Source organism: Amycolatopsis sp. cmx-11-32 (assembly GCF_047608695.1).
GTDB lineage: Bacteria > Actinomycetota > Actinomycetes > Mycobacteriales > Pseudonocardiaceae > Amycolatopsis.
Window position 1 is genome coordinate 74,925 of record NZ_JADNQN010000016.1, and the last position, 26,333, is coordinate 101,257.

Annotated in this window: 24 protein-coding genes and 1 riboswitch; of the genes, 11 read left to right on the forward strand and 13 right to left on the reverse strand. The window is 69.2% G+C overall.

Annotated elements, in window-relative coordinates:
• Positions 1-4 precede the first annotated feature (4 nt).
• The 5 genes from glpK to ACM6LR_RS34450 all read left to right on the forward strand — a co-directional run bounded on the left by glpK (position 5) and on the right by ACM6LR_RS34450 (position 4,237).
• Positions 5-1,957: a glycerol kinase GlpK gene (glpK, locus tag ACM6LR_RS34430; RefSeq protein ID WP_414940250.1), complete on the forward strand. Its 1,953-nt coding sequence runs from the start codon at positions 5-7 to the stop codon at positions 1,955-1,957.
• A 168-nt stretch (positions 1,958-2,125) separates the two neighbouring features.
• Positions 2,126-2,395, forward strand: coding sequence for a hypothetical protein (locus ACM6LR_RS34435; RefSeq protein ID WP_414945273.1), 270 nt, complete (start codon positions 2,126-2,128; stop codon positions 2,393-2,395).
• A 306-nt stretch (positions 2,396-2,701) separates the two neighbouring features.
• Entirely contained in the window at positions 2,702-3,139 is a 438-nt protein-coding gene (locus ACM6LR_RS34440) for a hypothetical protein (RefSeq protein ID WP_414940248.1), read from the forward strand.
• Between the two features lie 11 nt (positions 3,140-3,150).
• Positions 3,151-3,696 (forward strand): isochorismatase family protein, encoded by a 546-nt coding sequence (locus ACM6LR_RS34445; RefSeq protein WP_414940247.1) that lies wholly within the window; start codon positions 3,151-3,153, stop codon positions 3,694-3,696.
• A 28-nt stretch (positions 3,697-3,724) separates the two neighbouring features.
• Positions 3,725-4,237 (forward strand): VanZ family protein, encoded by a 513-nt coding sequence (locus ACM6LR_RS34450; protein ID WP_414940246.1) that lies wholly within the window; start codon positions 3,725-3,727, stop codon positions 4,235-4,237.
• Here the strand turns inward: ACM6LR_RS34450 and ACM6LR_RS34455 are convergent.
• Positions 4,201-5,892 carry a flavin monoamine oxidase family protein gene (locus ACM6LR_RS34455; protein WP_414940245.1) on the reverse strand — a complete coding sequence of 564 codons (1,692 nt, stop codon included), beginning with the start codon at positions 5,890-5,892 and terminating at the stop codon, positions 4,201-4,203. The genes ACM6LR_RS34450 and ACM6LR_RS34455 overlap by 37 nt on opposite strands.
• A complete protein-coding gene (locus ACM6LR_RS34460) occupies positions 5,889-6,644 on the reverse strand; it encodes a carbon-nitrogen hydrolase family protein (RefSeq protein ID WP_414940244.1) in 756 nt (251 codons plus the stop codon). Before ACM6LR_RS34460 ends, ACM6LR_RS34455 begins: the two co-directional genes overlap by 4 nt.
• A gap of 471 nt (positions 6,645-7,115) precedes the next feature.
• Here ACM6LR_RS34460 and ACM6LR_RS34465 point away from each other — a divergent pair, with 471 nt between their 5' ends.
• Entirely contained in the window at positions 7,116-8,366 is a 1,251-nt protein-coding gene (locus tag ACM6LR_RS34465) for a cation:proton antiporter (RefSeq protein WP_414940242.1), read from the forward strand.
• A 2-nt stretch (positions 8,367-8,368) separates the two neighbouring features.
• Here ACM6LR_RS34465 and ACM6LR_RS34470 read toward each other — a convergent pair whose 3' ends face one another.
• Both ACM6LR_RS34470 and ACM6LR_RS34475 read right to left on the reverse strand, forming a co-directional pair.
• Positions 8,369-8,878, reverse strand: a complete 510-nt coding sequence (locus ACM6LR_RS34470; protein WP_414940241.1) for an SRPBCC family protein — start codon at positions 8,876-8,878, stop codon at positions 8,369-8,371.
• Between the two features lie 98 nt (positions 8,879-8,976).
• Positions 8,977-9,612, reverse strand: coding sequence for a DUF4230 domain-containing protein (locus ACM6LR_RS34475; protein ID WP_414940240.1), 636 nt, complete (start codon positions 9,610-9,612; stop codon positions 8,977-8,979).
• A 110-nt stretch (positions 9,613-9,722) separates the two neighbouring features.
• Here ACM6LR_RS34475 and mptB point away from each other — a divergent pair, with 110 nt between their 5' ends.
• Entirely contained in the window at positions 9,723-11,162 is a 1,440-nt protein-coding gene (gene mptB / locus ACM6LR_RS34480; protein WP_414940239.1) for a polyprenol phosphomannose-dependent alpha 1,6 mannosyltransferase MptB, read from the forward strand.
• On the opposite strand, the gene ACM6LR_RS34485 is transcribed toward mptB, so the two are convergent.
• Positions 11,066-11,611, reverse strand: coding sequence for an SRPBCC family protein (locus ACM6LR_RS34485; RefSeq protein ID WP_414940238.1), 546 nt, complete (start codon positions 11,609-11,611; stop codon positions 11,066-11,068). The two genes, mptB and ACM6LR_RS34485, sit on opposite strands and share 97 nt — an antisense overlap.
• Before the next feature lie 59 nt (positions 11,612-11,670).
• Here ACM6LR_RS34485 and ACM6LR_RS34490 point away from each other — a divergent pair, with 59 nt between their 5' ends.
• Together ACM6LR_RS34490 and ACM6LR_RS34495 are read left to right on the forward strand one after the other, a co-directional pair.
• The gene (locus tag ACM6LR_RS34490) at positions 11,671-12,252 is read left to right on the forward strand and encodes a TetR/AcrR family transcriptional regulator (protein WP_414940237.1); all 582 of its coding nucleotides are present in this window, start codon (positions 11,671-11,673) and stop codon (positions 12,250-12,252) included.
• A gap of 310 nt (positions 12,253-12,562) precedes the next feature.
• Positions 12,563-12,630, forward strand: a riboswitch (guanidine-III (ykkC-III) riboswitch).
• Between the two features lie 11 nt (positions 12,631-12,641).
• The gene (locus tag ACM6LR_RS34495) at positions 12,642-12,956 is read left to right on the forward strand and encodes a DMT family transporter (RefSeq protein WP_414940236.1); all 315 of its coding nucleotides are present in this window, start codon (positions 12,642-12,644) and stop codon (positions 12,954-12,956) included.
• 282 nt (positions 12,957-13,238) lie between these two features.
• Here the strand turns inward: ACM6LR_RS34495 and ACM6LR_RS34500 are convergent, their stop codons facing one another.
• From ACM6LR_RS34500 to fxsT, 3 genes are all read right to left on the reverse strand, one after another.
• Positions 13,239-14,561, reverse strand: a complete 1,323-nt coding sequence (locus tag ACM6LR_RS34500; protein WP_414945274.1) for a carbohydrate-binding protein — start codon at positions 14,559-14,561, stop codon at positions 13,239-13,241.
• A 132-nt stretch (positions 14,562-14,693) separates the two neighbouring features.
• Positions 14,694-15,677: a LysR substrate-binding domain-containing protein gene (locus tag ACM6LR_RS34505; protein WP_414940234.1), complete on the reverse strand. Its 984-nt coding sequence runs from the start codon at positions 15,675-15,677 to the stop codon at positions 14,694-14,696.
• A 271-nt stretch (positions 15,678-15,948) separates the two neighbouring features.
• On the reverse strand, positions 15,949-18,918 hold the full coding sequence (fxsT, locus tag ACM6LR_RS34510; RefSeq protein WP_414945275.1) for an FxSxx-COOH system tetratricopeptide repeat protein: 2,970 nt from the start codon (positions 18,916-18,918) through the stop codon (positions 15,949-15,951).
• Positions 18,919-18,952: 34 nt separating this feature from the next.
• On the opposite strand from fxsT, the gene ACM6LR_RS34515 reads away from it, so the two are divergent.
• Positions 18,953-19,378, forward strand: coding sequence for a hypothetical protein (locus ACM6LR_RS34515; protein ID WP_414940232.1), 426 nt, complete (start codon positions 18,953-18,955; stop codon positions 19,376-19,378).
• Between the two features lie 142 nt (positions 19,379-19,520).
• Here ACM6LR_RS34515 and ACM6LR_RS34520 read toward each other — a convergent pair whose 3' ends face one another.
• From ACM6LR_RS34520 to ACM6LR_RS34535, 4 genes are all read right to left on the reverse strand, one after another.
• Complete coding sequence (locus tag ACM6LR_RS34520) at positions 19,521-20,708, reverse strand: cation:proton antiporter (protein WP_414940231.1); 1,188 nt, start codon at positions 20,706-20,708, stop codon at positions 19,521-19,523.
• Between the two features lie 91 nt (positions 20,709-20,799).
• Complete coding sequence (gene secD / locus ACM6LR_RS34525) at positions 20,800-23,079, reverse strand: protein translocase subunit SecD (RefSeq protein ID WP_414945276.1); 2,280 nt, start codon at positions 23,077-23,079, stop codon at positions 20,800-20,802.
• Positions 23,080-23,167: 88 nt separating this feature from the next.
• Positions 23,168-23,560 carry a hypothetical protein gene (locus tag ACM6LR_RS34530; RefSeq protein ID WP_414940229.1) on the reverse strand — a complete coding sequence of 131 codons (393 nt, stop codon included), beginning with the start codon at positions 23,558-23,560 and terminating at the stop codon, positions 23,168-23,170.
• 631 nt (positions 23,561-24,191) lie between these two features.
• Positions 24,192-24,857 carry a maleylpyruvate isomerase family mycothiol-dependent enzyme gene (locus ACM6LR_RS34535; protein ID WP_414940228.1) on the reverse strand — a complete coding sequence of 222 codons (666 nt, stop codon included), beginning with the start codon at positions 24,855-24,857 and terminating at the stop codon, positions 24,192-24,194.
• Positions 24,858-25,219: 362 nt separating this feature from the next.
• On the opposite strand from ACM6LR_RS34535, the gene ACM6LR_RS34540 reads away from it, so the two are divergent.
• Positions 25,220-26,146 (forward strand): hypothetical protein, encoded by a 927-nt coding sequence (locus ACM6LR_RS34540; protein WP_414940227.1) that lies wholly within the window; start codon positions 25,220-25,222, stop codon positions 26,144-26,146.
• Between the two features lie 15 nt (positions 26,147-26,161).
• Here ACM6LR_RS34540 and ACM6LR_RS34545 read toward each other — a convergent pair whose 3' ends face one another.
• A complete protein-coding gene (locus tag ACM6LR_RS34545; protein WP_414940226.1) occupies positions 26,162-26,329 on the reverse strand; it encodes a hypothetical protein in 168 nt (55 codons plus the stop codon).
• Positions 26,330-26,333: the final 4 nt, after the last annotated feature.

Sequence of the window (26,333 nt, forward strand, 5' to 3'; positions counted from 1 at the left end):
TCGCGTGGTCCACCGCTACGTGATGTCGATCGACCAGGGCACCACCTCGACGCGGTGCATCCTGTTCGACGCACGCGGCAGGCTCGTGTCGGTCGCACAGCGCGAGCACCAGCAGCACTTCCCCCGGCCGGGCTGGGTGGAGCACGACGCGGCGGAGATCTGGCGCAACGTCGGCCGGATCGTGCCGCAGGCGCTGGCCGACGCCGGCGCCGAAGCCGGGCAGGTGGTCGGCCTCGGCATCGCGAACCAGCGTGAGACCACCGTGCTGTGGGACCGGCACACCGGCAATCCGGTCGGGCGCGCGATCGTCTGGCAGGACACCCGCACCGACGCGATGCTCGAACAACTCGCCCGCGAGCCGGGCGCCGACCGTGTCCGGCGGCTGTGCGGGCTGCCGCTGGCCACGTATTTCTCCGCGCCCCGTATCCGGTGGATGCTCGAAAGGGCCCCCGGCCTGCGGGAACGCGCCGAGCGCGGCGACGTCCTGTTCGGGACGGTCGAGAGTTGGCTGATCTGGAACCTGACCGGCGGTCCGGAGGGCGGCGTCCACGTCACCGACGTCACCAACGCATCGCGCACCATGCTGATGAACCTGCGGACGCTGTCGTGGGACGACGAACTGCTGGAGTTCTTCGACGTCCCGCGCGCGATGCTGCCGGAGATCCGGTCGTCGACCGAGGTGTACGGGACGACCTCGCGCGTGGTGCCCGGGATCCGGATCGCGGCGGCGCTCGGCGATCAGCAGGCGGCGTTGTTCGGCCAGACCTGCTTCGCGCCCGGTGAAGCGAAATGCACGTACGGCACCGGCAGTTTTCTTCTGCTCAACACCGGTCCGACGCCGGTGCTCTCGACCCACGGAATGCTGACCACCGTCGGCTTCAAGATCGGCGACGAGCCCGCCGTGTACGCGCTGGAAGGCTCGATCGCGGTCACCGGGTCGCTGGTGCAGTGGTTCCGGGACGGGCTCGAACTGATCGGCAGCGCACCCGAGATCGAGACGCTGGCCCGCACGGTCGAGGACAATGGTGGCTGCTACATCGTGCCCGCTTTCTCGGGCCTGTTCGCGCCACACTGGCACAGCGAGGCGCGCGGCGTGATCGCCGGGCTGACGTCTTACATCACCAAGGGGCACCTCGCTCGCGCCGTGCTGGAGGCGACAGGCTGGCAGACACGCGAGGTCGTCGACGCGATGAACGCCGACTCCGGGCTCGCCCTGTCCACGCTCAAAGTGGACGGTGGGATGACCGCGGACAACCTGCTGATGCAGTTCGTCGCCGACGTGCTCGACGTACCGGTCGTCCGCCCGATGGTCGCCGAGACGGTGTCGCTGGGCGCGGCGTACGCGGCCGGGTTGTCGGTCGGGTACTGGCCGGACCTGGAGGGCTTGCGCCGTAATTGGCACCGCGCCGGGCAATGGCTGCCGTCGATGAACCCCGCCCGCCGCGACAGCGAGTACGCGCATTGGCGGCAGGCCGTGGAACTGACGTTCGGCTGGATGCGGCCGGGTCCGACGGCTGCTCCCCCGGGGTCCGACCTGGTCGAGGTCGTCCTTGCCGACCACCGCCGGATCGAGCAGCTGTTCCGGGACCTCCGCAACGACGAGGCCGACCGTCCGGCACTGGTCGCGGAGCTGTCGGCACTGCTGGTCGCCCACGTCACCGCCACGGAACGGATTGTCTCTCCCGATGCGACGGAGAGCGGTCTCGCCGCCGAGTTGCTGGCGATCCTCGAACCCGACGACTTCGAAAAAGCGTTGGTGTCGCTGGAGAATTCGGTCGACACGCATATCCGTTCGGAAGAGCGCGGACTGCTGAACGAACTCCGGCGCACCATGTCCACTTCGGACCGGACGGGTCTCGGACGGGCTTTCGTCGCCGAACGGCAGCGCCAGTTGGATTTGGACTGCGGCTCCCCCGCGCACGTCCGCGAGCAGGGGCCACGGCTGCGGCTCTCGTGACTCACCGGTAGGGCGTGCTAGCCTGTCGCCGTGCAGCGCTGGTCTCGACTCGTACTCAAGCGCGCCGGCTGAACCAGGTCGCCGGCGCGCATTCCGGCGACCCCTCGATACGGGGTATCCCGGGACCTGGCCCTCTTGGCCGATTCGTCCCGTTTCTTGGAGACCACGATGTCGCTCACCACGTTCCAGGTTCCCGCTCCCCGCTCGTCCCCGATGGTCCGCCGCCGGATCGCCACCTACTTCGTCGGCGGCGTCGAACAAATCCCCGGCCTGGTCGACGCGCTCGGCTGCCTCGTCCACGAACTGTCCGTCGACGTTCGCGACGGGGTCCGGGAAAGCACCATGACCTGCGCTGTCCTGCTCGGAGAGGACGAGGTCGAGCCGCTACTGGACAGGCTGCGGAGCTTGCCCTCGGTCGTCTCCTCCGAACTCACGTGACGCCCCCTCGGCGCAACCAGTCGCCTAATTGCGAGGGTCCGGGTCGTGAGTGGCGATTCGGGTTCTATTGAGGGGTAAGGCAAAGGTGGCGCCGGTTGAGGGGTGTGTGGAAATAGGGACACTCAATGTCCCTATTTCCACACCCCCCCTTCCGGATCTAGTGGTCACAGGAAGTTCTCGTGCGGGACTGTGTGGGACGCGGTCCGGCAGCGGGACCGGTCACCGGCACCGCGCTCGCATATGACCCCCGGTCGCCGATCACCGGGCACGGCGATGGGCCTGGTTCGTTCGTCGAACATGGTGTCGATGTCCAGAGACGATCATCGTGGTCTGTTCCTGAAGCCGCTGCGAGAAGCGAGCAAGACAGGCGCCGACGGGTTCGACCAGCACTTCGGTATCCCGTCGGCCTTCCACGACCGGCCGTGGGCGGTGCCGTGGACGTGCACACGACCGGACTCGTCGGGGAGGGCGACCGCTACATCGTGGTCATCCTGTCCAGTTTGCCGAAGGCACGGATCTCGGCGTGGCGACGGCGACGGCTACCTCGGCGGCCGCGTCCCCTGGTTCCCCGGCTGGAAAAGTGACTTCGGTGGCATTTTCGACCGTCGTCCTGAAAGCGCTTACAAGAAGCTTGGCAAGCCAGGCGCGCGGAGCCGCCAAAGCGGCTCCGGTCTGCGCTTCGACGGCACCGGGGTGCCGCGGCTGCTCATCCCGGAGGCCGAATCGCCCGCGGCGCTGCCCTAGGCTTTCTGGATATGAGAGCCGCGCTGCTGATCGTCGACATGCAGGAATTGCTCGTTCCCCTGGTCTGGCGCGGCGAGGAACTGGCCACCCGGATCGCCGCGCTGGCGGGCGAGGCCCGCGAGCAGGGGGTTCCGGTGATCGCGCTGAGGCAGATCGGCGCCTCCGGCACCGACTTCGACCCGGCGTCACCGGGTACCCGGCTCAGCCCGCTGCTCGGCCTCGAACCGATCGACGTCGTGGTCGAGAAGACGGCGACGGATTCGTTCTACCGGACCGGGCTGGCGGCGCTGCTCGTCGAACGGGGCGTGGACACGGTGGTGCTGACCGGACTGGCGACCGACTACTGCGTCGACGCCACCGCCCGGTCCGCGCAGAGCCACGGCCTGGACGTCGTACTGGTCGGCGACGGCCACGCACCGTCGGCCGACGGCGATCCCACCACGGGCTTGACCGCCGAGCAGGTCATCGCCCGGCACAACCTGATCCTGGGCACGGCGATCCATCCCGGCGGGCGGTTACGCGTGGTGCCCGCGGTGGAGGTCGAGTTCACCGCCTGAGCGGGGGTGATCGTAGGATCGGCCGGCCATGATCACGAACTTCCTGCTCGACCACTCGGCGCTCGTGCCGGTGGCGATCCTGCTGGTCGCGCTCGTCTGTGCCGTCCTCGGTCACCTGCTCGCGGGCAGGCGCCGGATCCTGTGGGCGCTCACCGGGGTGTCCCTGGTGCCGGTCTTCGCGCTGGCGCTGGTGCCCACCGGCAGGACGGTCGGCGAGGTCCTGTGCACGGTCCAGTTCTCTCTGCCCACACTGGGCGCGGTGGAACTCCTGGCCAACGTCGCGCTGCTCCTGCCACCGGTGTACTTCGCCGCGTTGGCGTCCCGGCGCCCGCTGACGACGCTCGCCGTGGGCTCGGCGCTGTCCGCGGTGGTCGAGACCCTGCAGGCCCTCGTGCCCGCGATCGGCCGTGCGTGCGACACCAACGACTGGCTGATGAACACCCTCGGCGCGGTCCTCGGCGTTCTCCTGGCCGCCGCCACGGCCCGACTCACGAACCGCCGGGCTCAGTCGGGCAGTTCGATGGGCGCGATGTCGTCGTAGACATCGCCCGGCCCCGGATTCGCCGGGTTGGTCTCGCCGCCGAAGTGGTTCAGCACGCCCCACACCGCGTTCAACGCCGTCTGGACGGCGCCTTCGGCCCAGCCCGCCGTCCACGAAACGTCGTCGCCCGCGAGGAAGAGGCCGCGGTGACGCGCTTCGAGGCCGTCCTGCATGAAGTGCGTGAACAGCCGGTGCTGGTAGCGGTAGTGGCCGGGCAGGTTGGCCTTGAACGCGCCCATGAAATGCGGTTCGGCCTCCCACGACACGGTCACCGGGTCGCCGATGATGTGCCGCCGGACGTCGACGCCGGGATAGATCTCCCGCAGCGACTGGAGCATCACCTCGACACGCTCGGAGATCGAGAGCGGCAGCCACTTCAGCGAATCATCGGCCCAGGTGTAGGACAGGCAGATCACCGCGGGCGCGTCCGGGTCGTCGCCGAGCAGGTAGGTGCCGCGCGGCATGCGGTCGGTCAGCGTCATGCTCATCGTGTCGCGGCCGGTCTCCGGGTCCTTGTCCAGCCAGAACGGCCGGTCCACCGGGACGAAGACCTTCGACGACTCCATGTAGTGCGTGCGCTCGATCGCGGTCCAGTGATCGATCGGGAACAGCGCCTCGTCGCATTCGATCTTCGACAGCAGCATCCAGCTTTGCGCGGTGAACACCGCCGCGGGACAGGTGCGGATGCGGCCTTCGGTGTCGGTCACGGTGATGTTGTTCGGCGCGGTGCGGTGCAGCCTGGCGACGCCGGGGTTCGGGCTTCCGCCGTGCAGTGAGCTCAAACTCGTTCCGGCGGGCCAGAACGCGATGTCCTCGGGCGCGTGTTCCCACAGCCGCGACGGAAGCTGCCTGCTGCCGCCGACGATGCCGCGGTGCTCGTCGTCGGCGCCGGTGTAGACCACCCGCAGGATCTCCAGGATGGAGTTCGGGAAGTCGGTGTCCCAGCCGCCGGTGCCGAAGCCGACCTGGCCGAAGATCTCGCGGTCGCGGAAGGAGGCGAACGCGGGTGAGTCGCAGAGGAAACCGTAGAACGTCTGGTCGTCCAGCCGCGGCACGAGTTCGTTCCACAGCCGCTTGATCGTCTTCGTGTCGCGGGCCCGGATCGCGGTCTGCATCTCGGTGAACGCGGCCTGCTCGGTCAGCGTGCTGTCCCAGGCGGCGGCGACCTTGCCGAAGACGGCGGGGAGTTCGTCCGCCGTGCGCGCGTAGTGGCTCTCCCCCTTGAGATCGACGACGGTGCTCGGCGTCCCCGGAGCCAGCGGGTTCGGGAACGGCGCCGTCTCCAGACCGACCTTGTCGATGTAATGGAAGAGCGCGGTGGACGCGGGCGGGAAGCGCATCGCGCCCATCTCCGCGACGACGTCGTCCGGGCAGCCGGGGAAGTTCACGGTGCGCAGGCGGCCGCCGATCTCGGCGATCTCGTACACGACCGGGCGCAGGCCGAGTTTCATCAGTTCGTACGCGGTGACGATGCCGGAAAGGCCACCGCCGATCACCGCCACCTCGGTGCCGTGGCGGTCTGCCGGGACCGAGCCGAGCCCGGCCGGGTCGGCGAGGAAATCGTCGTAGGCGAACGGGAAGTCGGGGCCGAACATGGTGATCGGACGGCCGGCGGGTTCGTCGTGGTGGATCGCGGTCGGGAGGGCGGAAGTCATGCGGAAAGTCCTCGGTACAGCTCGGGCCGTCGGTCGGCCAGGTGGGTGTTTTCGGCGCGGGAAGCGAGTAGCGCGGCCCGGTCGACGTCGGCGCTGATCAGCTCCGGACCGGCGCCCGCGCGGGCGAGCACTTCACCGGTCGGGGCGACGACGCAGGACCGGCCGCAGTAGGTCAGTTCCTGTTCGGTGTCGCACCGGTTCGCGTAGACGACGAACAGCTGGCTTTCGTAGGCGCGGGCGGGCACCAGCGTGTCGGCGACCAGTTCGTACGGGCTCATCAGCGCCGTCGGCACCAGCAGCAGTTCGGTCCCGGCCAGCGCGTGGGCCCGCACCAGCTCGGGGAACTCGACGTCGTAGCAGATCACCAGGCCGACGGAGACACCGCCGAGATCGGCGCGTACGACCGCCTCGGTGCCCGGGTCGAACCAGGAGCGGTCGATGTCGCCGAACAGATGTGTCTTACGGTAGTTCGCCAGACCTCGGCCGTCGGGACCGATCAGCTGGACGCTGTTGTAGACGTGGGCGCCGTCGCGTTCGGGATAGCCGTAAGCCAGCGCGACGCCGGTTTCCGCGGCCAGCGCGGACATCCGCGCCGCCGTCGGGCCGTCGGCCGGTTCGGCGAGCTCATGGGAACGGGCGCCGATGTGGTAGCCGGTGGTGATCATTTCGGCGGTGACCACGAGATCGGCGTCCGACGCCGCGACCGCGGCGGGGAGTTCGGCGTAGGAGCCCTGGTGGACAGCGACCTTCATACCGACGACGATATCCGCCGTCCCGGTGTGCCGATAAGGCCGAATCGTTGCGCATAAGCTTGCTATACTCCTGATTCAGTGCAGTCCAAGGCACTTCAGCGGCGATTCGTTGTCTGGCCTACCCGCCCGGCAATGACTCCTCCACCTGGTCGCCGGCCCAGCCGAGCGCCGCGATGGAGGACAACGTCGACACGTAGGTACCGCTGACGTGTGGTCGTCGAGGTAGACCAGCACTTCGCCGATGACCGGCGACGGCTCGCGATTCGTACTGGTCTTTGCCCCACCTACGCCAGCGGCGAGGCGATGCCGAGCTGCCGAGGTCTGCCGCCTGCGGCGGCTGCTCGGCGGTGCCACTGTGGACACCCATCCGTACCGGCCCGCCTCGGGCATCGAGCTGACAGTCCACAAAGGACATCAAAACGGCTGAGCCACGTCCGGTTGCGCGGGGTCCGGGGCGGGTACTCCGCGCGAATGGAGATACTGCTCGCCGGAGCCGGCGTTCTGGCGCTGTGTGCCGCGGTGCTGCCGAACTTGCTGCACGAACGCGCGCTGTCGATGCCGCTGGTCCTGCTGGTGGGCGGGCTGGTCTTCGGACTGCTCCCCATCGGGCACCCTTACGGCCAAGGCGTGCTCGACCCCCGGTCCCATGTGGGTGCCGTCGAAGTGATCACCGAACTCGGTGTCCTGGTGTCCCTGGTGGGCGCGGGGCTGAAATCGGACCGGCTGATCGGCTGGAAGTCGTGGAACTCGACATGGCGGCTGCTGGCGATCACGTTGCCGCTGTCGATCGGCGCGGTGGCGCTGCTCGGCTGGTGGGCGCTCGCCCTGTCCCCGGCCGCCGCGTTGCTGCTGGGGGCCGTGCTGTCGCCGACCGACCCGGTGCTGGCGAGCGACGTGCAGGTACCGGCGCCGCATACCGAGGACGGGCGAGGCTCGGACAACGAGATCAGGTTCACGCTGACCTCGGAGGCCGGGCTCAACGACGGCCTGGCGATGCCGTTCGTCCTGCTGGCCCTCGTACTGGCCGGAACGGCGAGTACGTCTCCGGTGCCGTGGCTGCTGACCGAGGTCGTCGGCCCGCTCGCGATCGCCGTCGTGGTCGGCCTCGCCTGTGGCTGGCTGCTGTCCTGGCTCATGTTCCGGGTGCGGCACGACCGGCTGCGCCTGGGTGAGTACTCCGACGGGCTGGTGGTGCTGGCCATCGCCTTTCTCCCGTTCGCGCTGTGCGAGTGGCTGGGCGGGATCGGTTTCGTCGCGGTGTTCGCCACCGCCGCGACCATCCGCGCCAGCGAGCGCTCGCACGACTACCACGGCGTGCTGCACGAGTTCGGTGATCAGCTGGAACGGCTTTTCGTCGCGCTGGCCTTGCTCGGTCTCGGCTTCGTTCTGGGCGACGGGCTCCTGGCGGGTCTACGGCTGGTCGAGGTCCTGGTGGCGGTGGCCGCGGTGGTGGTCGTGCGCCCGCTGTTCGGCGGACTGGCCCTGATCGGCGGCAACACCACGCGTCCGGCGGCGACGGCGATCGCGTTCTTCGGCATCCGCGGGATCGGCAGTCTCTACTACCTGTCCTACGCGCTCGGACACGGCGACTTCCCGATGGCCGACTCACTGTGGCGCGTGACCGCGCTCACGATCGCGGTATCGGTCCTCGTGCACGGTCTCCTGAGCGGCCCGGTGATGCGCAAGCTGGAAGACCGGGGAATGCAGAATTTCGGAACCTGACGCTAATCGCGTCGCCAGTCCCTGCCCTCGGCCCGGGCCTTCATCCGCTGCAAGGTGATCGCGATGTTGGCGCGGTTGGCCCCGGCACGGTCGGACTGGCCGGTGATGAAGATGGCGATCGGGACGAACCAGGGCGGCATCCACAGCCAGTTCGTCACGGTGACGCGGCTACCGTCCCCTTCGGACCGGATGTCGTACTCCCAGCGCGAAATCGGCACCCGGAACTGTGTGCGCACCCGGTAGGCGAATCGGCGCCCGGGCTCGGCTTCGATGATTTCGGCGTGGGTCACCCAGTGCCGCCAGCCGTTGCGGTTGCTGCCCGCGAACCGGTTCCCGACGGCGGCCTCGGTCGCACCGCGGATCCAGCGAGCCTTACGAAGCTCCTCAGCGCACTCCGCCATCGCGACGGGGTCACTGACCAGCCGGTACACGCTCTCGGGTGAAGCGTCGACGGTGACCTCACCCGAGGCGAGCGGCTTACAGATCAGGCCGTCTTTCGGCTTCGTCACCATCGTGCCTCCCATTGTCACCGTGAGCCCACCAGCACGAGGTCGCACGGTCAAGGGCAGAGTGGCAATTACCGCACGTACGCGCAATTCCCGGCCGCCGGTCAGATGGCCGGATCCGCCGGGAACGTCACGCGGAAGCCCAGTGCCTGCAGCATCCCCGTGAGCATCGCCTTGGTGTTGACCTTGGCGCGTTCGAGGAGGCCGGAATGTTGCGCCGCTTCGGCGATCCGCTTCTCCGCGGCGACATAGAACTGCTGCTGGTCCGGCACGGAGACGAGCGCTCCGAGCCGGTCGATCAGGCCGCGCTCCTGGCCGAAGACGTAGCTGCGCGCGTTGTCCAGATTAGGTTTCGCCAGCTGAGGTTCGGGCAGCCGTACTTCGACCGACTTCCGGTCTTCCGAGACGGTGAGCGCGTTCTCCACCAGCGAGCCGAAGTCGACGTAGGCGTCGACCGAGCCCGCCGCCACGAACAGGGTACGTTCACCAGCGATGCTCGCGGGCACCCATTTGACGTCCTTCTCGATGTCGACGATGACCTGGTAGTCGCCGACAGCCGCGTGATACTGGCTGAGGTCACGCATGGCCTGCAGCACCGCGGGCTGCGAGCGGTCCACAGTGGACGTTCCGAACGGGTTGAGCTTCGACAGCAGCCCGGTGAACTGCAACGCAGCACCGACGATCAGCAAACCGACCAGGGCGAACGCGCCGAGACGCACCCAGCGTTTCTTCACGCCCATCACCGCCTCTCCAGCGCGGGGATACCCAGCGGACGCGGTCTCGAAGCGTCCCGGCCGGTTTCTCGGACGATCGGCGGAACCGGATTTCGCAGTTGGAGTAGTTTGGCCGCATGCAAACCGTCTTGCCCGCGCCGGAGAAGGCCGGGCTGAACAGCTCGGCGTTGCACTGGGCGGGTTTCCTTGGAATCGCGGTACTGGTGCTGGTCACGTCCGGCATCGGACTGCCGTCGGTGCTGGTGGTGGCGCTGGGCGTCACCGGGATGGCCACCCTGGTGCTGTCCTGGCTGGGCATCGGACGGCTCGCCGCCGGACTGCCCGAGCGGCGGCTGTACTGGATCGCGGTCTCGTGGTGCGCGCCGCTGCTGGTCGCCCGCCCGCTGTTCAGCGGCGACATCAACAGCTACCTGGCGCAGGGACTCATCGCGGCGAAGGGGTTCGACACCTATCTCGTGGGGCCGGCGGAGGCACTCGGCGCCGACTCGCCGGTGACGCTGGCGGTCAGCCACTACTGGCGGGACACGCCCGCGCCCTATGGACCGGCGTTCGTCGCGCTGGCCCGCGCGATCGCCCACATCGCCGGGGAGAACTTTGTCCCGACCTTGCTGCTGCACCGGCTGCTGGGGCTGGCCGGTATCGCGCTCTTGGCGTGGGCGCTCCCCCGGCTCGCCCGCCGCGTCGGCGTCTCGCCGTCGATCGCGCTGTGGCTGGCCCTGCTCAACCCGCTGGTGCTGTGGCACATCGTGGCCGGCGTGCACAACGACGGGCTCATGGTCGGGCTGATGGTCGCCGGACTGGAACTCGTCCTCATGGGAGCGGCGAAGACCGGCGCCGCCCGGCCGTCGCTGATCGCGGCGGGCGTGATCGCGGTAAGCGCCGCCGCGAACATCAAGATCGTGGCCGTCGCGGGTCTGCTGTTCGTCGGAGTCGACCTGTTCCGCCGGGCGACGCCCACCGGCCGGGTGGCGGTGGCGCTCGGGCTGCCCGCCGGATTCGCCGCGGTCACCGTCGCGATCTCGGTCGGCAGCGGGCTCGGTTTCGGCTGGGTCCGCGTACTCCCCGGCGTTTCCGGCCAGGTCCACAGCTGGATGGCGCCCACCAACGAACTCGGCTTCCTCGTCGGCGGCGTCGGCAAGATCTTCGGCGCCGACCTGACCGACGGCGCGATCAAGGTGTTCTCGCTCATCGGCGCGATCCTCGGCCTCGCCGTCGGGGCCAGGCTGCTGTGGCTCACCTACCGGGAGAAGATGCACCCGCTCTACGGCGCGGGACTGACCTTCGCCGCGATGCTGGTACTCGGGCCGGTCGTGCAGCCGTGGTATCTCCTGTGGACGATCGCGCTGCTCGCCGTCAGCCTCACCGCCGACCGCGGGCGGTGGATCCTCGCCGGGATCAGCGCGGTGTTCGGTGTTCTGCTCCCGCCCGCGAACGGTGGTGCCGTGTCACTGGCGCTGGGCTACCTGATCGCCGTCGTCCTCCTCGGCGGGACCTTGTTCGCGCTCAAGCGGAAGAACCTCTTGCCGGAGATCAGGTTCCGCAGGAGCCGGACGTAACGGCCCCATGTCGCGGGCTTCCGGACCGTGCCGGTGAGTTCGCGCTCGGCACGGTCCAGGCAGTCTTCCAACAAGGCGTCGTGCATTGGCCGCCAGAGCAGCGGGTAAGTGAACCAAGCGGGATGCCGGAGCCGCAACACCATGAGGTGTACGAGTTCGGTCTCCCCTGTTTCCGCCGCACGCAGGGTGAATTCGTGGAAACCGTCGAAGCCGCGGGGCGCGGTGAACCGGAACCGGACCGACCTCCCCGGTTCGTAGGATTCGACGAAATACCGCACCGGCCCGTGTCCGCCGTCGGCTCCCACGCCGAGCGGCCGGTCGAACCGCACCGGCGGCCACAAGTCGACGGGCCAGAGCCTGTCGTCGTCCCCGGCCAGCGTGTCGATCAGCGCTCCGACACGCTCCGGTGCCGCAGCGACCAGCCGGGAATGCCTGTTCCATACGCGCATCGCGCCTCCCAGTTCTAGAGACCTTCCCCTAAAACCATAGTAGAGGATAATCTCTGAAAATGGGACGGCCACCGCGGCACACCGCCGACGACTTCCTCGACGCCGCGGTGCGGCTCTTCGCCGCCGACGGGGCCGCCGGGGTGACCATGTCGGCCGTCGCCCGCGAGGTCGGGGCGCCGAGCGGGTCGATCTACCACCGGTTCCCCGGACGTCCGGCCCTGCTCGCGGCCGTCTGGCTCCGCACCCTGACCCGCTTCCAGCAGGACTACCTCGAAGCCTTGGAGCAGGAACCGCCCCTGGAGGCCGCCATCGAAGCGGCGGCGCAGGTCGTCCGCTGGTGCCGCGTCCATCCGGCCGAGGGAAAATTGCTCTGCGAGGGCAATCGCGCGCTCGGCGTCGACGACTGGAACGACGAAGACCGTGCCCGCGTGGACGAAGCCAACCGCCGGCTCGACGTGGCGATCACCAAAGTCGTGCGACGGCTGCGCCCGCTGACCGGCCGGAGCACCGACGAACTGATGCTGGCCCTCGTCGACCTCCCCTACGCCGCGGTGAGGAGGCATCTCGACCGCGGCGAGGCACCGCCGCCGCGCACCGTCGACCTGGTGGCCAGGACGACCCGCACGCTGCTTTCGGGCTGAGCTCAGGCCCAACCGGGATCGCGACGGAGAACTCCCCGCCGTCGATCAGGCCGAGCGGAAGGCGGGCCGTCGGACCGGGTGGCCGCCCGCACCTGGTGGCGATGGTCAGCTGCAGGCAAGGCCGGGTTCGCGAGCGCTTGGGCGCTGACCGGTTTCTCGGTGTGGAACTGGGTTTGCTCGTTTGGTCGACATCCGAAGTGCTGGCGGGACGCCAAAACTGAAGCTACAACCGTCCACAGTGGCACGTCCGCGTCGGTGATCCTCGTCAAACCGGCGGGCGCCCTACACCGGCGGTGTGCGATCCTGGGTACGGAACCTCGTGATCGAGGTCCCCGGACGAGTGGGTGCCGTACCCGGCCAGCGACAAGACGGCGCTCTGGGAGCGCGTCATGTCCTGGCTTGTGCTGATCGTTTCGGGTGTCCTGGAAGCCGTGTGGGCCACCGCCCTCGGCAGGTCCGAAGGACTGTCCCGGCCGACGCCGTCGGTGATCTTCGGCGTCACGCTGGTGGCGAGCATGGTGGGTCTCGGTTACGCGATGAAGGATCTCCCGGTCGGCACCGCCTACGCGGTCTGGGTCGGAATCGGGGCGTCGCTCACCGTCGGCTACGGCATGTGGTCGGGCGCGGAAACCGCTTCACTGGCCAAAATTCTGCTGATCGTGGGGATCGTCGCCTGTGTGGTGGGGCTGAAAGTCCTGCACTGAACCCATTTGTCGAGGGGTAAGGCAAAGGTGTCGTGTTCGGGCGCGATCCCCATGCCGGACCGCGTCCCTCACAGTCCCGCGCGACAGTCCCTGTGACCACCGGATCTGCGACGTGAAGGACGCCATCCCCGCATGCCACGCGGGGAAAGCTCCCTTCGCCGCACGAGACGCGGGGAAAGTCCCCTTCAGCCACCGGAAAAGGGACCGCCCCCGACGCACGGACGACGTCGGGGGCGGTCGGGTCCGGGCGCACCCCTGCGTGTGGCCCGGACGGCTAGACGGTCAGGAGCGCGCCCAGAGGGCGGGGACGTTCGGCGGCTCCCAACCGGTCTGAGCGGTGTGGCCCTGCAGCGCCCGGTACGAAACGCCGTTGTAGGTGACCGTCGCACCCGCGGCGTAGGTGGTACCGGCGGCCCAGGTTCCGGTGGGCGGGTTCGACGTCGTCGTGTTGGTCGGCGTCGTGGTGGTGCTGGACGGCGGGTTCGAGCCGGAGGTCACCAGGCGCAGGCTGTAGACGCTCAAGATCTCCGAGATCGGCTGGAAGTAGAACGTGCCGCCCGAACTGCAGTTGCCGGAACCGCCGGAGGTGACGCCCTGCGCCTGATCGCCCGCGAGCCACGAACCACCGGAGTCACCCGGTTCGGCGCAGGCGCTGGTCCGGGTGAGACCGGAAACGGTGCCCTGCGGATAGTTCACCGAGGCGTTCTTCTGCTGGATGGTGCCGCAGCGCCAGCCCGTCGTGGACCCGGAGCGGCAGACCGAAGCGCCGATCGCGGCCTCCTGCGAACCCGCCACCGGCACGGTGCCCGGGTAGCGGTTCACCAGCGGGCGCGGGGTGTTGCCCGCGTCCACGCGGACCCACCCGTAGTCGTTGCCGGGGAAGCTGGAGCCCGCGACGGTCCCGCTCGGGTTCGAGGTCCGCGTTCCGGTGGTTCCACAGTGGCCGGCGGTCACGAAGCCGCCCTCGACCGAGAACCCGATCGAGCAGCGGCCCGAGCCGAACGTGTAGGCGTTGCCGCCGATGACGTCGATCAGCGGAACCGGGCTCTCGGTGCTGGCCTCGACCCGCACCGCGTCGGCCCGCACGCCGGAGGCGGTGGCCCACCACTTCGCGGCGGCCTCGGTGCCCGCGTTGGCCAGGACGACGATCGAGTTGGTGGCGGCGTCGACGTACCAGCCGGGCACGGACTTCGGCGCGCTGGTTCCCTTGGCGTCCAACGACAGCTTCGCCGCGTCGAGCTGGGCGGCGCTCCGCGCGACGGTCTTCGGGGTCGCGCCCGCCGCGCGGACCGTGCCCTCCAGTGCCGCGTCGGTGACCGCGACGGTCAGCGTGGTCCCGGCCGCGTCCAGCCACGATCCCGCGTAGGACGAACCGAGCCGGGTCTTGAGGGCGCTGTCGGCGCGGGCCGCCGTCTGCTCACCGGCGAGGCGGGTCCTGGCCTGATCAGGACTGATCTTGAGGTCGCGCGACAAGGCCGCGACGATCTCCTGGTCGGCCGCCGGGGTGGTCTGGCCCGCGCTGGCGCTCGGCGTCAGCGCGATGGCCGTGACCAGGCCGGCGCCGGTGATGGCCGCCGCGGCGGCCGCTACGATCTTTCGGTTCATTGGGCGCTTCCTCAAGACGGACCGGAAGGGGATCTCGTCCCCGACCGTACGAGGCGCCTCAGGCAAAAGGTACATACCATTTAGGTCATACCTACCCCAATGGACTGGACCTATTGCCAGGCTTGGCGCAGGTCAGCGCACCCCGGCGTCCGTGTAGTCGACACCATAACCCGGGTTCAACTCGAGGTACTTCGAGTAGGTCGGCCGCCGGTCGATCAGTTCGCCGTACACCGCGCGGGACAGCGCGATCATCTCCGCGGCGAAGGGCCCCATCTCCCCTCGCTCCGACCAGCCGACGAGATTTCGCCAGCTCAGCGGATTCCCCGCGATCGGGACGGCGACGATACCCGGGATCTCGTGGAACAGCGGCTGGCACAGCACCACCGCGTGTCCCGATTCGACCATCTCGATACAGGTCAGCACATCGGTCTCGTACAGCGAACGCGGCGTGAACCCCGACCTGGCGCACGCGGACGCGAAACAGTCGCCGAAGCAGCCGTCTCCCGGGGTCGCGCACCACCGTTCGTCCGCCAGCGCGCCGAGTTCCACCTCGTCGTGCTGGGCACGCTCGTCGCGCGCCGACATCAGCACGAACACCGGATGATGCGCGAGCGTCCGCCACCGGACGCCGGGCTCCGGCGGCGGCGCGGCGTCACCGCAGACGCCGACGAAGGCGAAGTCCAGCGCGCCCTCGGCGGTCATGTCCGCGAGTTTGTTGGCCGACCACGAGGTATGCGTGGCGACATGGATGTCGGGATGAGTGGTGCCGAGACGCTGCAGGAGCGCCCCGAGCATCGGTCCCGTCGCCGAGCCGAGCCGCAGGGTCACCGGCTCGGCGGTGCCGGTGTGCTGGGCGAGGCGTGCCGCCTCGTCATGCAGGGACGACACGGCGGGGAGCACCATCTTGGCCCGGTCGAGGACGAGGAGGCCGAGCGCGGTCGGCCGGGTCCCCGTGTGATCGCGCAGGAAGAGCTTCCCGCCGAGCGTCCGTTCGATGCGCTTCAGTTGTGCGGTCAAAGCGGGCTGCGCCATTCCGAGCGTGTTCGCCGCTTTGGTGATACTCCCGAGTTCGGCGATCGCGCACATGATGCGCAGGTGGCGCAGTTCCAGCTCCATCCCTCTACGTTAGAGCTGTAACTGGACTGGACCAAGTGAAGAAATGCTCCGAATGGCTTCGCGTCGTTCCGGCACCGGCGGTACCCGGGCGGGGTTTCCGGTACCCGCCAGGGGCCTGACCAGGCACTAACACCCGGAAGCGTTCCAGCGGCCGTCAAATGCCATCGATGTCAGGAATTCGGCACCGGATCCCGTGAACGTGAAGGAATCCCGGACGAGAGGGGCGCATCCGGCGGTCGCCGGGGTGGCCGTCGCGAGCGACGGAGCCTGATCAAGGCCGATCGCGCAGTCGGATCGCGGTCTCGAGATTCTCCCGGATCTTTTTGGTCAGACGATGGTCCGGGCCGAGCGCGCGCTCGGCGCCGGCCCGCGCCTCTTCGAACATCCTGATCGCCAGCGGCAGATCGCCCGCGGTTCCGCGGGCGTAGGCCAGATCGTTCCGTGAATTCAACGTGTCCTGGTGATCGTGTCCCAAAACCCGCTCCCGGGCGGCCAGAGTGCGTTCGTACAACTCGATCGCGCGGACCAGATCACCCGAGGTTTCATACGCTCCGGCCAAGTTGTTCCACGAAACTAAGGTTTCTGGGTGATCGCGCCCCAGGACGCGCTCACGATCCGCCCGCGTCCGCTCCTGCAGTTCGACCGCGCGGGCGAGCTCACCGGCGGACTCGCACGCCCCCGCGAGATTGCCCCGCGACACCAACGTGTTCGGATGGTCCGGCCCCAGCACACGCTCGCGATCCTTCAACGTCGCCTCGAACAGCATGACAGCGCGCTTCGCGTCACCCATCGACCAGTGGAGGTAGGCCAGATTGTTCCGATAGAGCAAAGTCTCCGGGTGGTCGGATCCCAGCACCCGCTCGCGATCGGCGAGCGTGGCTTCGTGCAGCGGGATCGCCCGCCCGGCATCCCCCACCACTTCGTATGCCATGGCCAGGTTGTTCCGGGAGAGCAGCGTGTCCGGGTGGTCCTTCCCCAGCACGCCCTCACGGCCCTCCAGCGTCTCCTCCAGCAGCGAGATCGCCTGCCTCATGTCACCGGCGGCGTGGCGGGCGGCCGCCAGGTTGTTCCGGTAGCTCAGGGTGTCCGGATGGGCGGGCCCCAGCACCCGCTCGCAGTCCGTCAGCGCGGCCTCGAACAACACGATCGCTCGCCGCACGTCGCCGACAGCCTGGTACGCGGAGGCCAGCGTGTTCCGGGCACGCAAGGTGATCGGATCGTCGACGCCGAAAAGGCGTTCACCGGCGTCGGCGGCGCGGGCCGCGAACGCGATGGCCGTCGCGGGGTCGCCGTGGCCGAGGACGTAGAGGCTGAGGCTGTTGGCGAGGTGGCAGAGCGGGCCGGTGTCGACGTCGGTGTGGTCGAGCAGCGCCCGGCCGTGGGGCAGCACGGCTTGGAAGACGGGCCAGTGCGCGGGCAGGCGGGGGTCGGCCGCGTCGAGCGCGCGAGCGAGCCTCCCGGCGGTGGACTCGCGAGCGTGGTCGATGTCCTCGGGGCGGCGGTACGGGTCGGCGGGGTCCGGCGTCCGGGTCACGGCCTGCACGAGGCGGTGGACCTGGATCGTGTCGACGTCGAGGGTGATCATGCTGTAGGCGGCGAGCCGCCCCAGTGCCTCCGACAGCTCCGGTTCGTCGCCGTCGTCCTCCAGCAGCGATCGGGGGATGCGTTCGGGAGCGTGCCAGGCCAGCCTTCGCAACAACTTCGCGGCGAGAGGGGTGTCCGCGAGTCTGTCCAGGGTGACGTGCCAAACCCGGGCCACGGCGCGCTCCGCGTCTTCGGTCTCGGCGGTCCAGGCGAACATCTTCGCCGGGTACCTGGCGAGCAGGTCGAGGTAGCGGGCCGGGGTCATCCGGTTCTGCGCGAGATAGGCCGCGGCCTGTTCCACCGCCAAGGGCAGCCACCCGAGCTCCGCGCAAAGCCGGTCGCCGTTGACGAGCACCGCGTCCGGCCACTCGGCCCGGACGAGCCTGCCGAGCAACTCGACCGCCTCGTCCGGTTCCAGTACGTCCAGTGGCACGGTACTGACGCCTCGCCAGCCGGTGCCCCGCCTGCTGGTGATGAGGATCGTGCCCGTCCGCACCCGCTCCAGCAGCCCGCCGGCGTGCGCGAGATCGGTCAGGTTGTCCAGGATCAGCAGCCAGCCGGTGTGCCCGGCCAGCCAGCCAACGGCCCGTTCGGTCCGCTGTTCCCAGGACAGACCCGCGGCCTCCGGGGACAGCGCCACGGCCAGCTCCGCCAGACCGTTGTCGATCGCCGACGCCGAGTCCGCCGTCAGCCACCACACGGCCGAAAAGCCCGCCGAGCGCAGTTCGGCGAACCTCGCGGCCAGGCTGCTCTTGCCGACACCGCCCAGCCCGTGTACCGCCACCACCGCGACCCGGTTGTCGGCCTTCACCGTCTCCGCCAACCGGTCCAGCTCGGCCGTCCGCCCGACGAAGGCCTTGCCGCTCATGGGCAGTTTCCAGGCGGCGTGACGCGGCGGCGGGGTGTCGGTGTCCGCGAGGATACCGGCGATGAACCTCGAAACCTGGCCGTAGACAAGGGAATCGCGATCGGCGGGTTTGCAGATGCCGACGTGATCGGCGTCGACGGAGATCGGGCGGACACGAGGCAGACCGGGGTTGGCCGAACCCTCGTCGACCACCCGGACCCCTCTGGTCGGGTACGCCTCGAAGAACACCAGGTTCCGGATCCCGGACTCGTCGACCCAGTCGCGGTAGCGGTCGTTGAGGTGCCGCAGATGGGCGGTGTTGCGCTTGAGATCCTTCACCGCCGCGGTGGACCGGTAGACCAGTCCGAGCGCCTTGACGACCGCCGCCAGCCCCGAGCCGGTATGCGGTGTCCCCAGGAAGACCACCCCGCGCGCGGTCTTGGCGAACGCCGCGTACTCGGTGCGACCTTCGGCCGCGTGGAGCAGGATCTCCTTGGCCAGCAAGCCGCCCATGCTGTGGGTGACGAAACACAGCGGCCGTTCCCCGATGCCGACGTTCCGCAGCCGCGCCATCAGGTTCACCGCCCGGTCCTGCATGGGCATCGCCCGGCCCCGCCAGCCCGTCGACCAGGCCTCGTAGCCGACGGACCACACCGCCACCCGGTCGAAATCCTCGCCAAGCCACGCAGGCCAGAACGACGACGGCGACCCGCCCGCCCACGTCTTCCTGGCGTCCCCATCCAGCCCGTGCAGGAACACCACGTCCAGTTCGGCCGACTCCGGAACCCGGACCTTGAGGATCTCGGGCAATCTCCTACCTCCGGTTTCGTGGTGCCGTCACCGGATGTCGGCCGACCGGCGCTCACCGTTACGCGCGATAACGGTTCGGGAACGAGTGCCCGTCGGCTTGCCGCCTCTCGTAGAGTGCCTCTTTTCCGTGCCCAGGGGAGGGTTCGTGTACATCCACGCCAGACGCCGATCCATCAGTTTCAGCGGCCGGACGATCACGATCAAAGCCGCTGTCAAAGGACTCGGCGACAGAAAGCACACGTTCAGCGTCGGGAAGATCAGCGGCCTCGAGAACATTCCGCCGACGGCGTTCAAGCCAGGGAAGCTCGTCTTCGAAGTACCTGGCGCCTCGAAGGCGGTCGTCGAGGACGTGCCCATGTACGCCGACAAGGTGGACATGAACACCTTCACCTACGGCGGGATGAACTCCAAGCATGTGCGGGCACTCGAAGCGGCGATCAGGAAGGCGATGAGCGGCTGAGGCGGCTCGGCCGGCGAGTCGGAGTCGACGATGGAGGAATTGGGACGTTGACTGTCCCGATTCCTCCATCGTCACGAACCCCCAGCCCACCGGCCGCGGCGCGGACACTCCCCCGACGCGATCCGCTGCGCCTCCGCACGGCTCACGAAGTCTTCGACTTGCGGTTCAGGAACGCCGACGCTCCCACGCCGTGCGCGATCACACTCGCCAGCACCGTGACCGACATGACGCTCAACGCGACGTCCGCTGCGTCCCCGTCGAGTGAGTTGTAGGCCAGCAACCCGAACACGATCGACGCCGCGCCACGCGGCGCCAGCAGGCCGACGGTCATCCGGTCCCGCCACCGGAAATCGGTCCGCAGCAAGGTGAGCAGCACCGGGATCAGCCGTGCGACGGTCAGCGCGACGACGCTGACGATCACCACGCCCCAGGTGAGGCCGAAGGACAGCACCAGCACCGCGGTGCTGCCGAAAACGAACCACATCAGCAGCCCGCACAGCGAACTGACGTCCTCGGCCAGCCCGAGTTCGTCTTCGCTCGGGTGCCGGGCGGTCTTGTAGGCGATCCCGCAGATGAACGCGGCGACGAAGCCGTTGCCGCCGATCGCGACGGCGGCGGTGTAGGTCAGCAGCGGCAACGCGACCGCCGCGACCCGCGCGGAATGCCGCGTCGACCAGCCGTGCTTGCCCGTCACGTTCATCGCCACCGCGGCCACCGCGCCGATCACGGAGCCCGCCAGCACGGCCAGCAGCGCCGCGGGGACAGCGGCCTGCAGCGCCTCGCCCGGCGTGTTCGCCTGGTGATTACTCCCCGCGAGGGTGAGCGCGAAGATGAACACCGGGGCGACCACGCCGTCGTTGTAGCCGCTTTCGACGTTCAGCAGATGCCGCACGCGTTCGGGCACCCGGACGTCGTGCACCACCGACGTCGCCGGCGCGAAATCGGTGGGGGCGATGATGCAGGCGATCAGCAGCACCACCGTCCACCCGAGGCCCGGCAGCGCCAGCAGGCCGACGCCCATGACGATCAGGATGGTCAGCGGCAGCGCGATCAGCAGCAGCCGCACCGCGGTCTTGCCGTCGTGACCGAGGTAACCGCCCTTGACCGCGGTGGCGTCCACGAACAACAGCAGCGCGAGGATCAGTTCCGCGGCGTTGAGCGCGATCTCGGTGTTGAGCCCGTTGCCGAGGTCGTTGCGGGTGCTGAACCCGATCGCCAGCCCCGCCACGACCATCGCCATCGGAGCGGTGATCTGCCACCGCTCCAGCCGCGCCGCCGTCATCGTCCAGGCCAGCACGACGACCGTGCCGACGAGCACGCTCTGGATCATCTACCCGCCCTTCGTTCCCGGTGGACTCCCCTGCCACCGGGAACGAGCATAGAGGCCGGGCGGAGCGCGGCGGTCCACAAAGGAACGCCGATCACACCACCGCGCCGTTGTCGTCGCGCTCCCGTGTCCGTGACGCCTTCCTGACGGGACGTCCGGCGCCCGGCCACCGCCGGTCGAGCAGGATGGCGACGGGACCCGCGGTGGCCACAGTGGACACAGTGCCCGCGACGAGACCGAGCAGGAGCGCGAGGGCGAAGTCGGCCAGCGAACCGTCCCCGAGGAACAGCAGCGCGCCGAGCACGAACAGCACCCCGATGCCGGTGTTGATCGTCCGGGGCAGCGTCTGCAGTACCGCCGTGCCGACCACGCGGGCGATCGGCTCCTCACGGCGCAGCCCGCGCACCTCCCGGACCCGGTCGAAGACCACCACCGAATCGTTGACCGAATAACCGATCACCGTCAGCAGCGCGGCGAGGAAGACGCCGTCCATGGACTTGCCCAGCCAGGCGAAGATCCCGAGGATGATCAGGACGTCCTGGGCGAGCGCGGCCACCGTGGCGACGCCGAGCCGCCAGTCGAACCGCACCGCGAGATAGCTCAGCTGCGCCAGTACCGCGAGGCCGAGCGCGATGACCGCCTTGGTGCGCAGTTCGGCGCCGAGGCTCGGGCCGATCTGCTCGTCGCGGATCTCGGTGGCGTCACCAGCGACCCCGGCGACCGCGGTCCGGATCCGCTCGGTGGCGGCCTCGTAGATGGGCTCGGTGCGCACCGAGATGTCCTTCTCACCGGACAGTTGCACGACGGCGCGCGGGAACCCGGCGTCGGACACCGCGCCCCGGACCTGCTCGACGGCGGCGGGCGCCGACGTGCTGTATTCGATCACCCGGCCGCCCGTGAACTCGACGCCGAGGTTCGGCCCCGCCACGAACAGTCCCGCGATCGCGGCGATGACGACCGCGCCCGCCACCATCAGCCAGCGCCGGGGCTTGCCGAGGAACCCGGGGTCGCGGCGGTTCACCCACTGACGGACCCGGCCCTCGTGCGTGAGCCCGGAAAGCCGCGGTTTGCGCGCGACCACACCCCGCATCGTGAGGTGCAACAGCCAGCGGGTGAGCACGAGCGAGATGAACAGGGCCACGATCACGCCGATGGACAGCGTCACCCCGAACCCGCGAACCGGGCCGGAAGCCAGCCAGAACAGCAGCCCCGCGGCGAGCAGGGTGGTCACGTTCGAATCGACGATCGCCGACAGCGCCCCGCTGAACCCGCGGCTGATCGACCGCGACAGCGAGCCTCCCCGGTTGACCGAGTTTTCCTCTCTCGCCCGTTCGAAGACGAGCACGGTGGCGTCGACGGCCATACCGATGGCCAGTACGAACCCGGCGAGACCCGGCAAGGTCAGTGTCGCGCCGACGGCGAGCAGGGCGGCGTAGGACACGGCCGCGTACGCGACCAGCGCGCCAACGGCGATCAATCCGGCCAGCCGGTACACCGCCAACAGGAACAGCGCGGTCAGCGCCAGGCCGATCACGGCGGCGCGGGCGCTGGCGTCGATCGCGGCGGCACCGAGGGTGGGGCCGACGGTGCGTTGCTCGATGATCTCGACCGGCGTCGGCAGCGCGCCGGCGTTGATCAGCAACGCCAGATCCTTCGCCTCGTCCGGGGAGAACCGCCCGGTGATCTGCGTGCTCCCGCCGACGATCCCGACTCCACAGGCGACCTGCGGGCTCACCTGTGGCGACGAGATCACCTTGTCGTCGAGCGCGATCGCCACCCGGCGGGTCGGATCACCGGGCGGGGAACAGGCGGCCTGCCCGGTCAGCCGCTCCCAGGCGCGAACTGAATCCCCTTTGAAGTCAACGGAAACAAGCCAGCCGCCACCCTGTGAATCAATCGTCGAGAGTGCCTTGTCGACGCCTTCCCCGGTCAACGCCGCGGGCCCGAGGGTGATCGGCTGCCCGCTCTCGTCGGGCAGCACGCGGCTTCCCTGCGCCGCACCAGTGGAAGCTCCGAGCACCGGATGGAACGACAGTTGCGCGGTGCGGCCGATCACCTCGACGGCCTCACGCGGATCCCGCACGCCGGGCAGTTCGACGATGATCCGGTTGTCCCCGGACCGGGCCAGCATGGGCTCGGCGACGCCCAGCGCGTCGACCCGGCGGCGCAGCACCTCGAGTGTCCGGTCAGTGGTCTCCGGCCCGGCGGTGGCGGTGGGCGAGTCCTTGGTCTCCAGCACGATCTGCGTGCCACCACGCAGGTCGAGCCCCAGACGCGGGGCGGTGGTCAGCAACAGGTACACGGTCGCGGCGAGGACGACCAGCGAGACGACGGCTCGCCCGGTCATACCTCGCCGCGCGGTTTCGCGCGGCACGACGGTTTCTCCTCGATGAATTCCTCCGCGCACGGAAGACGGCGCGCGGATTCCCGGTACGGGCACGCGGAAGACGTGCCCGTGAGCTTCAGATGGCTACCGGGAAAGGAGGAGCGCGATCTCCCAGCGCGAGGCGGTGCGCCGCACGGGAGAGAGCAGTGACGTCGGCGGGGAGTTCGCCGAGCCGGAACAGCGTGGTCGACGCGGGCCCATGCGGAACCGTGCCGAAGAGAGGCAGGTCACCGTGACCGTGCACACCCAGGAGCGAAGGCTCGGCGGCGAGCCTGCCCACGGCGCGCACCGGCGCCACGGCCTTGGAGACCGAGGAGTCGACCATCACGTTCGCCCCGCGCGAGTCGTCCGCCGAAGCGGAATCACCCGAATGGAGAGCGAAGAGAAGGCCGAGCGCGGTCAGCACGGCGGCGAGCAGCACCAGCACGGCCTGCCTGGCAGGCCGGTAGGTCCGGCTCTCCACCGTCATCGACACACTCCCGAGGTTCTCGCCGACACCTTACTTGGCTCCGGCGTCCAGCCACAGTCGCGCGAAGGCGGTCCTCCCCCAGTTCCGGTAGCAGCGCGGCAACGTGTTCGGCCGCCAGCGGGGGAGGTGGCTACATGACCGCACTCATCACCCGGGACGAACTGAAAGCCGCGATCGACGCTACTGCTCGAACCCCGCCTGCCCCAACAGCGAACACGTCGCCGACCGGCTCACCGCCCTCGGCTACCCCGACGTTCGCAAGTACCGGGAAGGCGAGGACTGGGCCGACGCGGGTCTCCCGCTGGAGCAGAACCAAGCCTCACTTCGGCCCCCCAGGCTCACTCGGCGAACTTACGCGGCTATTCGTCGCTGAGTGAGGCTGACGATAAGGAAGCGGGACGTTGAGTGTCCCCATTCCTACATCGTCGCGGAGTCACACCGGTTGCGAAGCTTGATCAACAGGAGTTGAAGGGCGTGCCTTTCACAAGAACCCCGGCACAAGCCGAGCGGGCACTGGCGATGCCAAGTCCCGATTATCAACAGCAGCGCTGACCACCAGCTCTGCGACTTTGCCGAGACCCTGACCTTGCAGGGAGGCAAGGAGGCCTTCGCCACCCGCCGACAAGCCTGATCACGGCGAAGGAACGCGCCGCCGCAGGATCGCGACCCCGTCGCCGCGGAGTTCGTCCAGATGGGCCGTTCGCCCGGTCATGGCCATGATCAGCGCCAGGGTCGTGCCCGAGACGAGCGGCCCGGACCCGACGGCGAAGGGGCCGTCGGTCGCTTCGAGCCGGAGTCCGCCGATGCGTCCCTTCGCCATCACCACCAGATCGGCGCCCTGGTAGTAGCCGGCCAGGGAGGTGAGGACAGCGATCGGCTGGTCACGGCGGAGACCGAGCGGACGGCGGATGTCCTCGCCGTGCACGATCACCTCACCGAGCATCGCGATGGCGGGGAGCGGCGGTTTCGTGGTGCTCGTGACGATCCGGCGGAATCGCTCCAGCGTCGCGGCGCCGTCCGTCCCCAGATGCTCGGCCAGTCGCATCGCGACCTGCTTGTCGAAATCGAACCGGCAGCGGAGCACCCCCGCCAGCCAGCGCGCGGGCGTGAGACTCGCCGCCGCGGTGAGATGCGCCAGCACCTCGCGCACGGTCAACCCGGTGCACAGTGACGGCGTCTCCCACCGCGGTTCGGTGAGCCCGATCAGGTCGTTCGCCAGCGCCGCCCGCTCGGTGTGGATCAGCGGCCAGACCCCGGTCGCGGCGCGGCCGCGCGCTTCCGGTCCCGTGTTCGTCATCTCGGACTCCCTCCAGTCGTTCCTGGGAGGAGACTCCCGTCGCGGTCCGGAATCATCGGTCGCCGATACTCTCGGAACGCGGATCCGTCACCCCGCGGAAGAGGAGAGCCGACGATCCGGCGCTTCCGCACGGTGACGGCGTAGGTAACGGTGGCCTTCTCCCCTGGCGGGCCCGGATCTCGGTCACCGTGTACTGGGCCCACCACGGCCCTGACCACCGCGGCGGTGACGTCGGCCGCGCCACCGTAGATGTACGGCACCGGGAGGCCGGACGTCGCCGGCGCGGGGAACCAGTCGTAGGTGTCGGCCGTGATCCGCTGCGGCAGTGGCGCTTTACCACGAAAACTGCCATTGTCGAACAGGTGATCGATCTGTCTTACCGTGGCTCCGGCCCTTACTGCTACTCCCATTCCCTCGCGATGATGCTCGGCTCCGAGGCGCCGGGAATCGAAGTGCTCGAAACCGTGACCGGCAGCCCCTTCGGCATGCAAGTGGTCGGCGGGTCGCTGCCGTTCTTCGACGCCTTCGGCTGGGATCCCGACATCGGCATCGGTGACGCGCTCGACGTCCTCGGCTGGAGCGCGGACACCTTCGGCGACGAAGACCCCGACGCCGCGTTCGCCCGGCTCGTCGAAGGCCTTTCCGGCGGCCCGGTCATGGTCGGCCCCCTCGAAATGGGGCACCTGCGCTACCAGCCCGGGATGACCGGCCCGATCGGAGCCGACCACTTCCTCGTCGTACTCGCCGCGGACAGCGAGTCCGTCACCGTCCACGACCCGCAGGGCTACCCGTACGCGCGGCTGCCGCGCGCGGAGTTCGCCGCCGCCTGGCGTGCCGAGACCGTGGCCTACGGCAAGCCGCACACGATGCGAACGAACTTCGTCCGGCACACCGTCGTCAGCGAAGAGGCCGCCATCGTCGCGACACTCCCCCGGGCGATCGGCAGGCTCGGCGGCGAGAACGAAGCGCGACTTCCGCCCGGCAGCCTCGGCAACGGCGACGCGGCCTTGGCGCTGGCCGCCCGGATCGATGCCGGCTGCGACCCGGATCTGCGTGGACTCCTCGTGCACTTCGGGGTCCGCGTCGGTGCTCGGCGGCTGGCCGACGCGGCGACCTGCCTGCGCCGGGTCGGCCACGATGGCGCGGCCGCCATCCTCACCACGCAAGCGAGGCTGGTCGGTTCGTTGCAGTACGACCTGGTCACCGAAGATGACGCGCGCGCCGCGGACACGCTCCGGACGCTCGCGCCGAGCTACGAGGAACTGCGGCGAGCGCTCACACCATCCTGACGATCTCGCAAACGATCACCTTGGGGCCGCTCTTCGGGACATTGACCGGACCGCGCTGCGGACCTGTTCCCGCTGGGTCCTCATCGTGCCGGTGGTGAACGCCTCCCGTTCGAGGTCGCGGCGGACGTCGTCCGGGATACCGCGCAGCAAGCCGTGGAAGAGAACCTCGAGCAGGCCGAGCATGACG

Coding starts and splice junctions, on each gene's coding strand:
- ACM6LR_RS34435 (WP_414945273.1), top strand. CDS start 2,126: ATGTCGCTCACCACGTTCCAGGTTCCCGCTCCCCGCTCGTCCCCGATG.
- ACM6LR_RS34440 (WP_414940248.1), top strand. CDS start 2,702: ATGTCCAGAGACGATCATCGTGGTCTGTTCCTGAAGCCGCTGCGAGAA.
- ACM6LR_RS34445 (WP_414940247.1), top strand. CDS start 3,151: ATGAGAGCCGCGCTGCTGATCGTCGACATGCAGGAATTGCTCGTTCCC.
- ACM6LR_RS34450 (WP_414940246.1), top strand. CDS start 3,725: ATGATCACGAACTTCCTGCTCGACCACTCGGCGCTCGTGCCGGTGGCG.
- ACM6LR_RS34455 (WP_414940245.1), bottom strand. CDS start 5,892: ATGACTTCCGCCCTCCCGACCGCGATCCACCACGACGAACCCGCCGGC.
- ACM6LR_RS34460 (WP_414940244.1), bottom strand. CDS start 6,644: ATGAAGGTCGCTGTCCACCAGGGCTCCTACGCCGAACTCCCCGCCGCG.
- ACM6LR_RS34465 (WP_414940242.1), top strand. CDS start 7,116: ATGGAGATACTGCTCGCCGGAGCCGGCGTTCTGGCGCTGTGTGCCGCG.
- ACM6LR_RS34470 (WP_414940241.1), bottom strand. CDS start 8,878: ATGGTGACGAAGCCGAAAGACGGCCTGATCTGTAAGCCGCTCGCCTCG.
- ACM6LR_RS34475 (WP_414940240.1), bottom strand. CDS start 9,612: ATGGGCGTGAAGAAACGCTGGGTGCGTCTCGGCGCGTTCGCCCTGGTC.
- mptB (WP_414940239.1), top strand. CDS start 9,723: ATGCAAACCGTCTTGCCCGCGCCGGAGAAGGCCGGGCTGAACAGCTCG.
- ACM6LR_RS34485 (WP_414940238.1), bottom strand. CDS start 11,611: ATGCGCGTATGGAACAGGCATTCCCGGCTGGTCGCTGCGGCACCGGAG.
- ACM6LR_RS34490 (WP_414940237.1), top strand. CDS start 11,671: ATGGGACGGCCACCGCGGCACACCGCCGACGACTTCCTCGACGCCGCG.
- ACM6LR_RS34495 (WP_414940236.1), top strand. CDS start 12,642: ATGTCCTGGCTTGTGCTGATCGTTTCGGGTGTCCTGGAAGCCGTGTGG.
- ACM6LR_RS34500 (WP_414945274.1), bottom strand. CDS start 14,561: ATGAACCGAAAGATCGTAGCGGCCGCCGCGGCGGCCATCACCGGCGCC.
- ACM6LR_RS34505 (WP_414940234.1), bottom strand. CDS start 15,677: ATGGAGCTGGAACTGCGCCACCTGCGCATCATGTGCGCGATCGCCGAA.
- ACM6LR_RS34515 (WP_414940232.1), top strand. CDS start 18,953: ATGTCGGCCGACCGGCGCTCACCGTTACGCGCGATAACGGTTCGGGAA.
- ACM6LR_RS34520 (WP_414940231.1), bottom strand. CDS start 20,708: ATGATCCAGAGCGTGCTCGTCGGCACGGTCGTCGTGCTGGCCTGGACG.
- ACM6LR_RS34530 (WP_414940229.1), bottom strand. CDS start 23,560: ATGACGGTGGAGAGCCGGACCTACCGGCCTGCCAGGCAGGCCGTGCTG.
- ACM6LR_RS34535 (WP_414940228.1), bottom strand. CDS start 24,857: ATGACGAACACGGGACCGGAAGCGCGCGGCCGCGCCGCGACCGGGGTC.
- ACM6LR_RS34545 (WP_414940226.1), bottom strand. CDS start 26,329: ATGCTCGGCCTGCTCGAGGTTCTCTTCCACGGCTTGCTGCGCGGTATC.